The following is a 14,756-nucleotide window of genomic DNA, read 5'->3' on the forward strand; positions in this document are numbered from 1 at the left end:
GCAGGAGTTGCACCCCGGCCCCCGTGCACCGCGCAACGCTTGCGCCCCCCCGTCCCCCGGGGCCGGTGTCCCCGCCGAGCATGGCGGATGCAGAGTCCGCCGGGATTCCGCGGCCGCCTTCGCCGCGCCGCCAGGGGACTCGCCCATGCGCATCGCCTTCTTCGACACCCACCGCTTCGACCGCGCCGCCTTCGAGGAGGCCAACGCCGCGTTCGGCCACGCGCTCACCTGGTTCGAGCCCCGCCTGACGCTCCAGACGGTGGGGCTGGCGGCGGGCTTCCCCGGGGTGTGCTCCTTCGTGAATGACCGGCTGGACGGCCCGTGCCTCCAGGCGCTGGCGGCAGGGGGCACGCGGCTGGTGGCGCTGCGCTCGGCGGGCTTCAACCACGTGGACCTGGCGGAGGCCGCGCGGCTGGGGCTGACCGTCGTGCGCGTGCCCGAGTACTCACCGCAGGCCGTGGCCGAGCACACCGCGGCGCTCGTGCTCGCGCTCAACCGCAAGGTGCACCGCGCCTACGCGCGGGTGCGCGAGTGGAACTTCTCGCTGGACGGGCTGGTGGGGTTCGACCTGCACGGCAAGACGGTGGCGCTGGTGGGGCTGGGGCGCATCGGCCGCGCCACCGCCCGCATCTTCCACGGCTTCGGCTGCCGGCTGCTCGCGGTGGACCCCCAGTTGAAGGAAGAGGACGCGCGGGGGCTGCACCTGGAGCCCGTGGCGCTCCCGGAGGCCCTGGCCCGGGCGGACATCCTCTCCCTGCACGTGCCCCTCACGCCCGGCACGCGCCACCTCATCGACGCGGCGGCGCTCGCGCGGATGAAGCCCGGGGCCATGCTCATCAACACCGGCCGAGGGGCGCTCATCGACAGCCAGGCCCTGCTGGCGGCGCTCAAGTCGGGCCACCTGGGGGCCGCCGGGCTGGACGTGTACGAAGAAGAAGAGGGCGTCTTCTTCCAGGACCTCTCCGGCCAGGTGCTCCAGGACGACGTGCTCGCGCGGCTGCTCACCTTCCCCAACGTGCTCATCACCGCGCACCAGGCCTTCCTCACCCGTGAAGCCCTGGGCGCCATCGCCCGCACCACGCTCGAAAGCATCCGCCGCTTCGAGCGGGGCGAGCCCCTGGACGCGACGGAGGTCCGGGCCGAGCAGGTGCTCCCGCGCTGACAAGGCCCGGCCGCCGCTGCGGCGGGCCTGGCTACTCCAGCGTCACGCGCTCGCCATCGCGCGCCACCCGCACGCGCCACCCCATCCGCTCGCGGATGCTCTTCGCCAGCGCCTCGCTGGCGGCGGGCTCCCCGTGGACGAGCCAGGTCTCGCGCGGCGGGCGCGGGAAGGTGCGCAGCCAGTCGAGCAGCTCCTCCCGGTCCGCGTGCGCCGACAGGCCGTCCACGGTCTCCACCCCCGCCCGCACGGGGACGTCCTGCCCGTGGATGCGCACCGTGGCCGCGCCATCCTGGAGCGCGCGCCCCCGGGTGCCCGCGGCCTGGTAGCCCGCGAACACCACGGTGTTGCGCGGGTCCGGCAGCAGGCGCTTCAGGTGGTGCAGCACCCGGCCGCCGGTGGCCATGCCGCTGGCCGCGAGGATGACCCGGGGGTCCGTCCTCTCCAGGAGCGCCCGGGACGCCTCCGCGGTGCGCACCCAGTGGTGCTCCGAGGCGCACAGCGGGCAGCGCGCCTGCGCGACGAGCCGCTGCATGTCCACGTCATGGTCCTCCGGGTGCAGGCAGTAGAGCGCCGTCACGTCCTGCGCCATGGGGCTGTCCAGGAACACGGAGACGCTCGGCAGACGCTGCGCGTCCCTCAGGCGGTGCAGCGTCCAGAGCAGCTCCTGCGCGCGCCCCACCGCGAAGACGGGGATGACCACCACGCCGCCCTGGTGGACCGTGCGCGTGATGACGCGCGCCAGGTGCTCTTCCGGGAAGGCCGCGTGCACGCGGTCGCCATAGGTGGACTCCAGGAGCAGCACGTCCGCCCCGGGCACCGGCTCCGGGTCGCGCAGGATGGGGCGGCCCGGACGCCCCAGGTCGCCGGAGAAGACCAGGTGGCGCGCTGCGCCCCCCCGCCCCCACGCGACGTCCACCGTGGCCGAGCCGAGGATGTGGCCCGCGCGCCGGAAGGTCACCTCCAGCCCCTCCCCCACGGCGAAGGGCGTGCCGTAGGGGTGCGTGCGCACGAGCGCGAGCGCGCGCCGCGCGTCCTCCACCGTGAAGAGCGGCAGCGCGGGCTGATGCCGCGAGTAGCCGTGGCGGTTGGCCCGCTCCGCGTCCTCCTCCTGGAGGTACGCGGCGTCGAGCAGCAGCGGCTCCAGCAGGTCCGCCGTGCCCGGCGTGCAGTGGACGGGGCCGCGAAAGCCCCCCCGGGCCAGCAGCGGCAGGGCGCCCGAGTGGTCCAGGTGGGCGTGGCTGAGGACCACGGCGTCCACCGTCACCGGGTCGAACGGCGGCGGCGCCCAGTTGCGCTGGCGCAGGCCCTTGAGGCCCTGGAACAGGCCGCAGTCGAGCAGCACCCGGCACCTCCCACGGCCCTCCCGCTCCAGCAGGAACCTGGAGCCGGTGACCGTGCCCGCCGCCCCCAGGAACCGCAGCGAGGTCGTGGTCTGCGCCTCATCCGTCATGTGCATGCCCCTCTCCTTCGCGTCACGAGGACTCCGCCATCCGACGCCACGCCTCAGCCGTTCGGCGTCGCCACCGCGCGGCCCGCGATGGCGCCCGCGCGCAGGCGCCGGTAGGCGTCCTCCACCTGCTCCAGGGGGACCAGCTCCACCTCCGTGCGGATCCGCCCCGCCTCCGCCAGCGCCACGACCTCCATCAGCTCCGGGATGGAGCCCCAGTACGTCGTCGCCACGGAGCACTCGTAGGGGACGCGGAAGAAGCCCACCGGCAGGGTGCCCCCGCCCAGCCCCACGAGCGTGAGGTGCCCCAGCGTGCGCGCCATCCCGGCCGCCAGTTGGAGCGTGCCCTCGGTGCCCACCATGTCCACGACCAGCTCCGCCCCCTTGCCGTGGGTGAGCTCCCGCACGCGCTCGACGGCCGCGTCGGAGAGCACGGCCTCGTCCGCGCCGTCGCGGCGGGCGATCTCCAGCTTGCGGGGGGACGTGTCCACCGCCACCACCCGGGCGCCCGTGAGCGCGTGCAGCACCTGCACCCCCATCTGCCCCAGCCCGCCCACGCCAATGACGACCGCCGTGGAGCCCGCGCCCAGCAGCGGCAGCGAGCGCTTGATGGCGTGGTACGACGTGAGGGCCGCGTCCGCGAGCGGGGCGGCCTGGCGCGGATCCAACCCCTCCAGCGGCACGAGCAGGCGCGAGGACGGCACGAGCAGGTAGGGCGCGAGGCCCCCGTCGCGCCCCAGGCCTCCGCCGGCGTACGGCATCTGGCCCTGGCGCTCGCAGTAGTTCTCCATCCCCTGCCGGCACCGGTGGCACCGGCCGCAGCCCCAGTGGCCCGCGACCAGCACCGGATCCCCCGCGCGCAGGCCCGTCACCCCCGCGCCCGTCTTCTCCACCCAGCCCGCGTTCTCATGGCCGAGCGTGAAGGGCAGCCGGTAGTCCAGCGTCCCCGCCTCCCAGTCCATCAGGTGCAGATCCGAGTGGCAGAGGCCCGCGCCTCCCACCTTGATCAACACCTCGCCGGGGCCGGGCTCCGGCACCTCCACCTCCCGGAAGGCGGCCGGCTGCCGCCACTGCATGAGCGAATAGGCCTTCATGGTTGGCTCCTTGGATGGGGCGCCCCATCCCATGGGGTGACGTCAAACCTGGGCATCGGTCCGGCCACGGCTCCACGCCCTGCCGCGCGGCACCAGCTTGCGCAGCTCCAGCACGCTCACCGGGATGAGCCCCAGGCCCAGGGCGCCCACGAGGTGCGCGGCGGTGAGCGGGACGAGCGAGAAGAACGCGGCGAGCATGGGCACCTCCGGCAGGGCGACCTGGAGGGCCAGCGTGCCGGCGGCCACCGCGAGCAGGGCCCGGTTGGTGAACGACCCGACCTCCCAGTGGAGCATCCCGGCGCTGCGCGCGGCGAAGGCCCGAAGCACCTGGCAGAACACCAGCACGGTGAACGTCAGGGTGCGCGCCTCCTCCAGCGACAGGTGCTCGAGCGCCCAGAGGAAGGTGCCCAGCGTGACGGTGGCGTCCAGCAGGCCGGTGGCCAGCACCGCCGCCCACTCCCGCCGGCCCAGCATGGGCTCCTCCGGCCGCCGGGGCGGCCGCCGCATGACGTCCGGCGGGGCGGGGTCCATGACCAGCGCCAGGGCCGGCAGTCCGTCGGTGACGAGGTTCACCCAGAGCAGGTGCAGGGGCAGCAGCGGCAGGGGCAGCCCCAGCAGCGACGCGCCGAGCATCAGCACCAGCTCGCCGGCGTTGCCCGCCAGCAGGTAGACGAGCGTCTTGCGGATGTTCTCGTAGATGCCGCGCCCCTCGCGCACGGCCGCCACGATGCTCGCGAAGTTGTCGTCCGTGAGGATGAGGTCGGACGCCTCGCGGGTGACCTCCGCGCCGGTGCGGCCCATGGCGATGCCGATGTGCGCCTCGCGCAGGGCGGGCGCGTCGTTCACGCCGTCGCCCGTCATGGCGACCACCTCTCCGCGCGCCTTCCACCCGCGCACGATGTGGAGCTTCTCCTCCGCGGTCGCCCGCGCGTGCACCGTGCCCTCCGGCGCCTCGCCCTCGCGCAGGAGGCCCAGCTCCCTCGCGATGGCCAGGGCCGTGGCGGGGTGGTCGCCGGTGATCATGACCGTGCGCACCCCGGCCTCGCGCGCCGCGCGCACGGCCTCCACCGCTTCGGGCCGGGGCGGATCCGCGAGCCCCACCAGCCCCACCAGCGTGAGGTCCCGCTCGTCGGGCCCCCGCCCCTCCGCCACGGCCAGCACGCGCAGGGCGCGCCCCGCCAGCGCGGCCAGGGCCTCCGCCACGCCGGGAGGCACCTGCCGGCACAGCGGGAGGAGCGCCTCCAGCGCGCCCTTCACGTAGAGCACGCCGTCCGAGCGCAGGACGCTCATGCGCCGCCGCTCCGAATCAAAGGGCTGCTCCGACACCCGGGGGCGCTCGCGCTCCACGTCCGAGCGCTCCACGCCCCGGGCTCGCGCCGCCGCGAGCAGCGCCAGCTCCGTGGGGTCCCCGGCGCCGGCCTCCTTCCCCTGCCCCAGCTCCGCGTCACAGCACGCCGCCGCCACCTCCAGCACGCGCTGCGTGGACTCCGGGGGCCACACCTCGCGCACCTCCATGATTCCCTGGGTGAGCGTGCCCGTCTTGTCCGTGCAGATGACGGTGGCGGCCCCCAGCGCCTCCACCGCCTGCATCCGCCGCACGAGCACGTGCCCCTTCACCATCCGCTGCACGCCCACGGCGAGCGCGAGCGTCACCACGGTGGGCAGGCCCTCCGGCACCGCCGCGACCGCGAGCGCCACCGCCGCGAGCAACAGCTCCACCCCCGCCTGTCCCCGCGCCAGCCCCAGGCCCGCCACCAGCGCGCCCACGGCCACGCACAGCACCAGCAGCATGCGGGTGACGCCCTCCAGGCGCTGTTGCAGCGGCGTCTGGGGCTCCTGCGCCGTGCGCACCAGGTGCGCGATGCGGCCCAGCTCCGTGTCCATGCCGGTGGCCGTCACCTCGGCCACCGCCGTGCCCGCCGCCACGGAGGTCCCCATGAAGACGCGGTCCTTGCGCTCGGCCAGCGGGGTGGAGTCCGGCAGCGCGCCCACCTGCTTGTCCACAGGGGTGCTCTCCCCCGTGAGCGCCGCCTCCAGCGTGAGCAGCGCATGCGCGGAGAGCAGCCGCGCGTCCGCCGCCACCACGTCCCCCGCCTCCAGCACCAGCGCGTCCCCCAGCACCACCTGGGACGCCGGAATGACGGCGCTGCCCCCGTCGCGCAGCACCCGCGCGCTGGGAGCGGTGAGGGCGCGCAGGGCCAGCACGGCGCGGTCCGCGCGGTACTCCTGGAGGAAGCCCACCAGCGCGTTGAGCACCACGATGGTGGCGATGGCCACCGCGTCCGCGCCCTCGCCCAGGAGCGCCGCCACGCCGCACGCGCCCAGCAGCAGCCACACCATGCCGGAGCGGAACTGGCGGCCCAGGAAGAGCCAGGCGGAGCGGGGCTGCTCGCGCGTCAGGGTGTTGGGTCCGTACCGGCGCAGGCGCGCCTCGGCCTCCCGCCGGTCCAGGCCCCAGCGCGGCTCCGGAGCCACCACCACCGCCGCCGCCGCCGCGCCATCCGCCGCGCTCATCGGGACACCGCCCGCGCGCCACGGCGCGTTACGCGGTGGCCACAGGCGCCATGCCCACCACGGCCCCCTACGCGGTGGCCACACGCGCCACGGCGCGTTACGCGGTGGCCTCGCTCGGGGTCCAGCCAACCATGGAGGGTCATGACAGTTGCTCCTGCGCCAGGGATGCGCCACCGGGTTGCGAAGCCCATGCCGTCAAGGGAGACGTGGGCCGGGTCCCCCGGGAGGCGCAGCTTTTGCGCCCGCGCCTCCGGGCGCCGCAACCCTTGCGCGGGCCGGGCCGGGGACGCCAGAGGGAAACGGCACGGCACGCATCCTGAAGAGGCCTGGAGCCCACAGCGGGTCGCGCTCCCAGCGCGAGCCTCCCACCGGAACGCCCCGGTGTGGCGCCTTCCCCCCGTCCGGAGCCCAGCCATGGCCATCCTCTGCGCAACCGACCTCTCCGAAGGTTCCCGTCAGGCCGCGGAGGTCGCCGCGCGCATCGCCGCCCGCCGCGGCCAGCCGCTCTGGCTCGTCCACCAGGTCCACCCGGATCAGCTCCGGGTCGCGGCCGAGCCCGTGCGCGAAGGCCTGCGGGCGCTGCTGCGCGAGGAGACCCGGCGGCTGGAGCCGCTGGGGGCGCGGGTGGAGTCCACCCTGCTGGAGAGCGGCTCCTCGCGAGCCCTGGCCGTCTTCTGCGACGCGCACGAGGCGCGGCTGCTGGTGGTGGGCACGCCCCGCGACGAGCCCGCCGGCCTGGGGTCGGGGGTCAGCCTGGAGCGCATCGCGCGCAACTGCGCCGTGCCGCTCCTGCGGGTGCGTGACGCCGCCCCCTTCAAGGCCTGGCTCCAGGGGGAGCGCCCCCTGCGCGTGATGTTCGGGGTGGACCGCTCTCGCGGCAGCGAGGCCGCCCGGCGCTGGCTGGAGGAGCTGGGCGCGGACGGCCCCCTCGAGCTGCTGGCGGGGCATGTCTATTACGCCTTCGAGCAGTGCCGGCGCCTGGGCCTGCCCACCCCCATGAACCTGGACGAGGTGGCCCCCCGCATCGAGGCCGTGCTCCACCGCGAGGTGGCCGCGCTGGCGGACACGGGCCACGGCACCGCGCCGCGCGTGCACCTGCGCATGGCGGCGGGCCGCGCCGCGGACCACCTGGTGGACCTGGCCCGCGAGCAGGAGGTGGACCTGCTCGTGGTGGGCACGCACCCGCACAACGCCCTGGGCAACCTGGCCTCGGTGGCGCACCACGCCCTGCGGCTCGCGCCCATGTCGGCGGCGGTGGTGCCGGTGGCCTCCGCGGCCTCCCTGGGCGAGGTGCCGCTGCCCCAGGTGCGGCGGCTGCTGGTGGCCACGGACCTGTCGCCGCTCGCGGACGAGGCCATCCCCTTCGCCTTCGCGCTGGCGCCCTCGGGCGCGGAGGTGCACCTGGTGACGGTGATTCCCGAGCGCTCCGGCGCGGAGCTCCACCGCGACCTGAAGCAGCGCCTGATGGAGCGCGTCCCCAGGGGACTGGATGCCCGGGAGATCACCACGCGGCTGGAGGTCCTCCACGGCGAGGACGTGGCGCTCGCGCTCGTGCAGGCCGCGGAGCGGATGGACGCGGAGCTGCTCTGCCTGGGCTCGCGCGGCCACGGAGGTGTCAGGGAGGCCGTGCTCGGGTCGGTGGCGCGCAAGGTGCTCTCCCTGAGCCGCCGGCCCGTGCTCGTGCTGCGCCCCCCGCTGCGCTGAGCGCGCAACCCGCTCCGGTCAGCGCGCGGCGGGCGCCCCACCGCCCTGGCTGTAGCTGTCACAGAGCGCCATGTACTCGTCGCTGTCCATGGCGAGCGCGGCGACCCGCAGCTTCTTCACGCGGGGCTTCGCGAGCGTGGTCTTGATCTGCACCATCTTGAGGATGGGCAGGCCCATGTAGGACTGGGAGTAATAGACGTTCTCCTGCATGTCCCCCCAGGCGATGAGCACGCCATCCGGGAAGCGGATGCCGTCCCGGCCGATGAGCAGCACCGGGCGGTCCAGCCTCCCCAGCCCGCGGATGCAGTTGAACAGCATCCACGCCGCGGCCAGGGTGATGAGCGCGACGGCGATCCACAGGTTGCTCACCGGGAGCGCGCGCACGGTGAGCGCGCCGAAGCCGGCCGTGGCCAGCACCCAGATGACCACGCCCGCGATGAGCTTGCCCCGCGAGTAGTAGATGGCGCGCGGCTTCTCCGCCTGCTTCTTGGACTGGGGGGAGCGGTAGATTTCCATGTCGGGATGTCCGTGGGTGCGTCAGCCGGCCAGCCGGTCTGACAGGTAGGCCAGCAGGACTGGCGCGTTGATGACCTTCGCTTCGTCGAACTTCCGGGGCCGGCCCTGGGCGACGATGATCAGCTCGCGGGACGCGTGCCCCTGGTCCACCTCGTCCTGGAGGCGGATGCTCTCGATGTCGTCCCAGCGCCACAGCTTCCTGCGGTGGATGAGCCCCACGTCGCTGAGCACGAGCGGTCCGAAGCGCACCGGCTTCCCCGCGGAGACCTGGTGGCTCACCCGCGCCAGCAGGCGCGACACGACCTGCTCCAGCACCGCGTCGTGCAGGACGTCCGGGTCGCTCCACAGGTACAGCCGCAGCCGCAGCGTCCCCCCCGCGTGGCGCAGGATGACGCGGTCGTCCGCGTAGACCTCGGTGATCTCCCGCACGTCCCGCCACCGGATCCGCGTGCCGCCGGCGCGCAGGCCCTCGTCGTCCACCGTCAGGGTGTGCGGCGCCATCAGCCAGACGAAGAGGTCGTTGGCCCGCCAGCCCAGGACCCAGATGCAGCAGGGGATGCCCACGAGCAGCAGGGAGAAGCCGAACCCGCTCCGGAGCACGTCCTGGACCCACGGGCGCGGAAGCAGGGGCACGCCCAGGGGCTCCAGGAGCGCCGCCGCCTCCACGTAGAGCAAGGCCAGGCCCGCCAGGAACCAATACACCGAGTGAGTTGGAAGGATCTTGTGGTGCGCGTGCTTCAGTGCTGCCTCCAGACGGGCCTGGGCGAAACGTCTATAGACAATCACTCCTGTCTCCGCGACGTGTTTCGCCCCTCGGAGCTGCGTTCTCGCTGCCTGGGAAAAACACGCTCGCGAGCTGAGACGGCACTGTCTGGCTTTGCCTGGAATCTCCCTCTACAAAAATAGACACGGCTCCGGTGTTTCACGGCGGGTCCCGTGAGGGCCCGAGGCGCAATCGCAGACACCGGAGGTCCCCCGGGGCACCGCCCGGATTCACAAGCGGCGCGGCGGGGCTAGAGTCGCGGTCCATGCACGTCCTGCATCGCGGTCAGGCCCCCCAGAAGCCCCTCCTGCTGCGCCCCCTGTTCGGCGGGGTGCAGCGCATCGGCATGCGGTCGGAGACCACCACCACGCTTCGCGACGCGGGCCGGAGCAAGCCCGGCCCCGCGATGCCGGGGGTGCAGATGGTGATGGCCGTGGAGGTGCTTCGCGTGCTCCCGGACGGCAGCGCGCGCTACCGCTTCACGCTGGAGGAGGTGGACCTGCTCGTCGCCGCGCGCACGCCCGCGCGCACCGTGGAGGCGGCGCGCGCGCAGTTGTCTCCCCTGCCCGGCCTGAAGGGCGAAGGCCAGGTGGCCCCCAACGGCCGCTCCAGCGGCTTCGAGTGGAAGCTGCCCGCGGACCTCGCCGCGCCCGTGCGCGGCCAGATGCAGCAGATGGCGGGGCTGCTCAAGGACCTGGGCACCTTCCTGCCCGCCGAACCCGTGGGCGTCGGCGCCCGCTGGGAGGAGAAGGGCGCGGGGAGCGGCGCCCTCACCGGCGCGAACACGCGCGTGGAGCTGCGCACCCTGGAGGGCCAGTCCGTGGGCCTGCGCCTGCAGATGGAGACGCCGCGCACGCCCCAGCCCGTCCCCGCCTCGCTCCGCCCGCCTCCGGGGGAGAAGGGCGAAACCTCCATGCACACCGAGGCGAAGGGCCACGGCGGCTGCCTGCTCTCCCTGGACCGGCTGTGGCCCGTCCGCATGGAGCTGGACGTGGAGTCCCACGTCGCCGTCCGCGCCGGCACGCCGGACGCCCCCAAGCGCCTCGACGGCTTCACCACCTCCCGGCTCCAGGTCCGCGAGCTGTCCTTCACCCCGCCCCGCCTGCGCGCCACCCGCACAGTGTAGGCCAATGCCTACCTGAAATTCCGGTCCGCCTGGGTCATCAGGCAACCCGCGGCGGGTTGATGCGATAATGGGGGAAAGGATTGCACCCGGTGGCGGGGGACGCCGCGGTTCCAGGGCGCCAGTATTGGACCCACCGAGGGCATGGAAGTCTTCGGAGACAGACGATGGCGATCGACGGACCTCGTAACAACGGCCTCCCGCGCACGCTCCCGCAGCAGCCGCCGGCCCCCAAGCCCCCTCCTCCGCCGCCGCCTCCTCCCACGCCCAAGCCCAAGCCCGCGCCTCGCGACCGCTCCAGCTTCGAGGGCACGCAGGCCCGGACCGGACCGTCTCTGGGGACGGCGGCCGCCGCCGCCGCCACGGCCGCGGCAGCGAACGCCGCGACGGCGCGCAACACCGTCGCCGGCCCGCCCGCCCCCCAGGCCCCCGCGCCCGCCCCGGCCGCGCCCGCGTACACGCAGGCCCAGGCGGACAAGGACGCCAGCGCCCTGCGCGAGGCCATGGACGGCGGCCTCACCGGGTGGGGCACCGACGAGGACAAGATCTTCAAGACGCTCGAGGGCAAGACGCCCGAGCAGATCGCGATGATCCGCCAGTCGTACCAGGACCACTACGGCAAGAACCTGGACGCGAAGATCCGGGACGAGCTGGGGGGCTCCGACCTCCAGCGCGCGGAGGGCCTGCTCCAGGGCAACGGCGCCAAGAGCGACGCGGTCAACCTCCAGTCCGAGATGGACAGCGTCTTCGGCTCCAACGAGGACATGCTGAAGATCCTGGAGAAGCGCTCCCCCTCGGAGCGCCACGCCATCGCGCAGCAGTACGCGGACATGCACGGCGGCACCCCGGCGGGTCAGAAGCCCGAGGACGTGCTGCTGGCCCGCATGAGCCGGGAGATGAACGGCGCGCAGTTGGAGCGCGCCCGGAGCATGCTCAACGCGGGCCAGGCCTCCACGCCCGCGGAGGCCACCGCGCTGGAGACCCGGGCGCTCAAGGCCGGCCTGGAAGAGGACATGGCCGGCTGGGGCACCGACGAGGGCCGCATCTTCGAGCGCCTGGAGCGGGCCACGCCGGAGCAGCGCGCCCTGCTGGCGCAGGACGAGGGCCTGAAGGCGAAGCTCAAGGACGAGCTGTCCACCGAGGAGTACGACCGCGCCGTCGGCCTGATGCAGGGCAACCCCGCGCAGGCGGACGCGGCCCGGCTGCGCGAGGCCATGGGCGGCTTCTTCGGCGCGGACGAGAGCGGCGTGCGCGACATCCTCCAGGGCAAGACGCCGGAGCAGGTCAACGCCATCAAGGCCGAGTACCAGAAGCAGACGGGCCAGTCGCTGGACGCCCAGGTGCGCAAGTGGGACGGCGGCGACCGGGACGTCACGCTGCGCATGCTCAACCCGCCCGCCGCGGACGACGCGAAGGGGCAGGCGGAGGCCTCCGCGGAGCGGCTGTTCCTGGCCATGGACGGCATGGGCACGGACGAGGACGCCATCCGCTCCGAGCTGAGCGGCAAGTCCAAGGCGGAGCTGGACACCATCGCCGCCGCCTACCAGCAGAAGTACGGCAAGGACCTGCGCGCGGAGCTGGACGGCGAGCTGGACGGCCGCGACGAGCTGGAGCTGCTCAAGCAGGACTACGACCTGGGCGCCATCGACCCCAACGACCCCCACGCCGCGCAGGAGCGCGTGCGGCGGCTGCGCGAGGTCCAGGCGAACGAGTCCGGCTTCGGCGTGGACCTGCTGGACGGCATCCAGCACCTCACCAAGGGCGAGTCGGACAACGACATCCTCGACCGCAACCTGGGCCGCGCCGACCAGGCCATCGCGACGGGTGACACCCAGCGCGCGAACACGCTGACGGGCTACGCCACGGAGGACGTGAAGGCGCTCCAGTCCGCCAAGGACTCGCTGGCGGAGACCTCGGCCACCGTGGCCGTCGTCGCCGCGACCACCGTGGCCGTCGTCGCCACGGGCGGCGCGGCCACGCCGCTGGCCATCGCCGGGTACGCGGCGGTGGGCGCCACCACCCGCGCGGTGACGTACGCCGCCATCCAGGGTGACGCCGCCGGGGCGCAGGACCTGAGCCGCCAGGCGCTCATCGGCGCCGTGGAGGGCGGCACGGCGGTGATTCCCGTGGGCAAGGGCGCCACCGCCGTCGCGGGCGGCACGCGCGTGGCGGCCACCCAGGCCACGGAGGCCGTGGCCCGCACGGCCGTGCGCGAGACCGCGGAAGGCACCGTGCGCACCGCCATCAAGCAGGGCATCAAGGAAGGCGCCTACGGCGGCGCGGCCGGCGGCGCCATGGACGCGGCCACCCAGTCCGAGACGTGGAAGGACGGCGCGCTCACGGGCGTCAGCCGCGTGGCCACCCGCGCGGTGACGGACGGCACCGTGGGCGCGGTGACGGGCGGCGTCGTCAGCGGCGGCCTGGCCAAGGGCGCGGACCTCATCAAGCCGCGCGAAATCCCGGTCATCCACAACCCGGACCTGCCGGGCAACACCACGAAGGTGCGCTACGACAACGGCCAGGTGCGCATCGAGGCGGGGCCGCACGCCACGCCCGCGGACATCGCCGCGCACCAGGAGACGGCGCGCCTGCTCCAGAAGTACGAGGGGCCCACCGGGCAGATCCGCCAGCTCAAGGACCGCGTCCAGCAGGCCCTCACCCGCACGCCGGGCTACGGCACGCAGGGCTTCGAGTCCAAGCTGGAGGTGCAGAAGCTCAAGAACATCCTGGGCGGCCTGGAGGCGGCGCAGAAGCGCATCGACGACAGCATCGCGGGCATGAGCGGCAAGCCCACCGCGGCCACCGTCGCCGAGCGCGCGGCGCTCCAGCGCGACATCGCCAACGTGGAGTTCCAGATTGAATTCCACGCCAAGCGGCTGGACTCGCTGGCGCCGGGCACGGGCTCCGTGGCCATGCACGGCGCGCCGGGCGCCACCACGCCGGACTGGGCGGGCGTGGGCACGGCGGTGAACACCGTGGGCCAGGTGACGCCGCCCCCGCAGGTGCCCATGACGGCCGCGGAGAACGCCGCCATCAACGGGCCGCGCAACCCCGCGACGGAGACGCCGCAGCAGTTCAAGGCCCGCCAGGCCGAGGGGCGCCGCGTGTACTCGGAGCGCACCTACGACCCGAAGACCCGCACCCAGGCCGAGCTCAACCGGGACGCGGACCCGGCCGTCTTCACCCAGGTGGACCCGTCGACGGGGAACAAGGTCCCCATCGAATCGCAGCAGATGGCGAAGCTGCGCGCGGAGCGGGCCCAGACGGAGATCCTCCGCCGCGGCGTCATCCGCGAGCAGCAGTTGGCCGAGGCCTTCCCGAACGGCCCCACGCTCAACGTGGCCGCCAACGACGCGGCGCACGGCACGGCCCACAACGCGCACACCCTCGACCGGCACGGCGCGTCGCTGCCCACGAACATCGCGGACGCGCCCCCGGGAGCGCGCACCCTGGAGAGCCGCGTCACCACGGGCGACGGCTGGGGCAAGGTGGAGAACAACTCCTTCCAGTGGTCCAGCGACGCGACCATGGACGCCACCCTCAACAAGTACGTGGCCGACAACTGGGACACCATCAAGACGGACCTGGCCCTGTACGGCCACAGCGACCACCTCAACATCCCCGTGCCTCCCGGCACGACGGTGGGCAAGGGCTTCACGGCCGCCGTGGACTCGGCGGGCAACCGCACGGCCGTCCCCGCGAACGCGGGCAGCTACAACGTCCGGCTGCGCCTCATCGACGGCACACCGCCGCAGGTGATGGTATTGACCGCCTTCCCTGGTCCCTGAGGCGAACTCCCGATGACCGCCGACCCCAAGACAAGCGCGCGCTTCGAAGAGCTCAAGGCGCGCATGGAAGCCCTCAAGAACGCGCCCCCGCTGGAGAAGGCCCGCACCTTCCTGCAGGCCTACTGCGCGCCCAACTCGACCCTGGCCGACGTGGAGGACCAGGTCCGGCACGCGCTGGGCTTCAACAGCATCCCCCTGTACACGGGCATCGACGGGCTGGAGGCCGTGCTCGCCGACACGCGCCTGCCGGCCCCGACGCTGGTGTCGCTGGTGCGCGACGAGGCGAAGCGCCAGGAGCTGCCGGCGACCCCCGCGGCGGCCCGCCAGTACCTGGAGCAGGTGCTGGGCGTGCTGCGCAAGTACCTTCCCGAGGAGCCCGAGGTCGAAGGCGTCGCCGGCTTCGGCATCGACGACGTCTACACCCTGCGCGACCCGGCCGGAAAGCCGGAGCGCCTGCGCTGCATCGACATGGTGGGCGTGGGCCAGGAGAGCTTCGCGGTGCTCGTGCCGGAGCACGCCAGCGAGGACCAGGGGCCCTTCACGGTCTACCGCTACCAGGCGGTGCCCGGGCAGCCCTTCAAGTACGACCGCGTGACGGACGCGGCCGTCATCGCGAAGGTGCTCAAGACGTCCCGGGGCTGAACG

Annotated in this window: 10 protein-coding genes; 5 read left to right on the forward strand and 5 right to left on the reverse strand. The window is 73.9% G+C overall.

Annotated elements, in window-relative coordinates:
• The first annotated feature begins 145 nt into the window (after positions 1-145).
• A complete protein-coding gene (locus tag K8612_RS32890; protein ID WP_223765128.1) occupies positions 146-1,162 on the forward strand; it encodes a 2-hydroxyacid dehydrogenase in 1,017 nt (338 codons plus the stop codon).
• A 31-nt stretch (positions 1,163-1,193) separates the two neighbouring features.
• Here the strand turns inward: K8612_RS32890 and K8612_RS32895 are convergent, their stop codons facing one another.
• The 3 genes from K8612_RS32895 to K8612_RS32905 are packed head-to-tail and all read right to left on the reverse strand — an operon-like array spanning position 1,194 to position 6,217.
• Positions 1,194-2,618, reverse strand: a complete 1,425-nt coding sequence (locus tag K8612_RS32895) for an MBL fold metallo-hydrolase RNA specificity domain-containing protein (RefSeq protein ID WP_223765129.1) — start codon at positions 2,616-2,618, stop codon at positions 1,194-1,196.
• 47 nt (positions 2,619-2,665) lie between these two features.
• Complete coding sequence (locus K8612_RS32900) at positions 2,666-3,703, reverse strand: NAD(P)-dependent alcohol dehydrogenase (RefSeq protein WP_223744784.1); 1,038 nt, start codon at positions 3,701-3,703, stop codon at positions 2,666-2,668.
• 42 nt (positions 3,704-3,745) lie between these two features.
• Entirely contained in the window at positions 3,746-6,217 is a 2,472-nt protein-coding gene (locus K8612_RS32905; RefSeq protein ID WP_223765130.1) for a cation-translocating P-type ATPase, read from the reverse strand.
• Positions 6,218-6,631: 414 nt separating this feature from the next.
• On the opposite strand from K8612_RS32905, the gene K8612_RS32910 reads away from it, so the two are divergent.
• On the forward strand, positions 6,632-7,921 hold the full coding sequence (locus K8612_RS32910) for a universal stress protein (RefSeq protein WP_223765131.1): 1,290 nt from the start codon (positions 6,632-6,634) through the stop codon (positions 7,919-7,921).
• A gap of 18 nt (positions 7,922-7,939) precedes the next feature.
• Here the strand turns inward: K8612_RS32910 and K8612_RS32915 are convergent, their stop codons facing one another.
• Both K8612_RS32915 and K8612_RS32920 read right to left on the reverse strand, forming a co-directional pair.
• A complete protein-coding gene (locus K8612_RS32915) occupies positions 7,940-8,437 on the reverse strand; it encodes a hypothetical protein (RefSeq protein ID WP_223744781.1) in 498 nt (165 codons plus the stop codon).
• A gap of 21 nt (positions 8,438-8,458) precedes the next feature.
• On the reverse strand, positions 8,459-9,223 hold the full coding sequence (locus K8612_RS32920; protein ID WP_223765132.1) for a hypothetical protein: 765 nt from the start codon (positions 9,221-9,223) through the stop codon (positions 8,459-8,461).
• A gap of 242 nt (positions 9,224-9,465) precedes the next feature.
• Between K8612_RS32920 and K8612_RS32925 the strand changes: the two genes are divergently transcribed.
• The 3 genes from K8612_RS32925 (at position 9,466) to K8612_RS32935 (ending at position 14,753) form a co-directional block, all read left to right on the forward strand.
• Positions 9,466-10,326, forward strand: coding sequence for a hypothetical protein (locus tag K8612_RS32925; protein WP_223744779.1), 861 nt, complete (start codon positions 9,466-9,468; stop codon positions 10,324-10,326).
• 164 nt (positions 10,327-10,490) lie between these two features.
• Positions 10,491-14,111, forward strand: a complete 3,621-nt coding sequence (locus tag K8612_RS32930; protein ID WP_223765133.1) for an annexin — start codon at positions 10,491-10,493, stop codon at positions 14,109-14,111.
• Between the two features lie 12 nt (positions 14,112-14,123).
• On the forward strand, positions 14,124-14,753 hold the full coding sequence (locus K8612_RS32935) for a hypothetical protein (RefSeq protein WP_223765134.1): 630 nt from the start codon (positions 14,124-14,126) through the stop codon (positions 14,751-14,753).
• Positions 14,754-14,756 lie beyond the last annotated feature (3 nt).

Source organism: Corallococcus sp. AS-1-6, assembly GCF_020037015.1.
Lineage (GTDB): Bacteria > Myxococcota > Myxococcia > Myxococcales > Myxococcaceae > Corallococcus.

What these genes read in the sequence shown, in the direction of transcription:
- K8612_RS32890 (WP_223765128.1), top strand. Translation starts at nt 146, where the DNA reads ATGCGCATCGCCTTCTTCGACACCCACCGCTTCGACCGCGCCGCCTTC.
- K8612_RS32895 (WP_223765129.1), bottom strand. Translation starts at nt 2,618, where the DNA reads ATGCACATGACGGATGAGGCGCAGACCACGACCTCGCTGCGGTTCCTG.
- K8612_RS32900 (WP_223744784.1), bottom strand. Translation starts at nt 3,703, where the DNA reads ATGAAGGCCTATTCGCTCATGCAGTGGCGGCAGCCGGCCGCCTTCCGG.
- K8612_RS32905 (WP_223765130.1), bottom strand. Translation starts at nt 6,217, where the DNA reads ATGAGCGCGGCGGATGGCGCGGCGGCGGCGGCGGTGGTGGTGGCTCCG.
- K8612_RS32910 (WP_223765131.1), top strand. Translation starts at nt 6,632, where the DNA reads ATGGCCATCCTCTGCGCAACCGACCTCTCCGAAGGTTCCCGTCAGGCC.
- K8612_RS32915 (WP_223744781.1), bottom strand. Translation starts at nt 8,437, where the DNA reads ATGGAAATCTACCGCTCCCCCCAGTCCAAGAAGCAGGCGGAGAAGCCG.
- K8612_RS32925 (WP_223744779.1), top strand. Translation starts at nt 9,466, where the DNA reads ATGCACGTCCTGCATCGCGGTCAGGCCCCCCAGAAGCCCCTCCTGCTG.
- K8612_RS32930 (WP_223765133.1), top strand. Translation starts at nt 10,491, where the DNA reads ATGGCGATCGACGGACCTCGTAACAACGGCCTCCCGCGCACGCTCCCG.
- K8612_RS32935 (WP_223765134.1), top strand. Translation starts at nt 14,124, where the DNA reads ATGACCGCCGACCCCAAGACAAGCGCGCGCTTCGAAGAGCTCAAGGCG.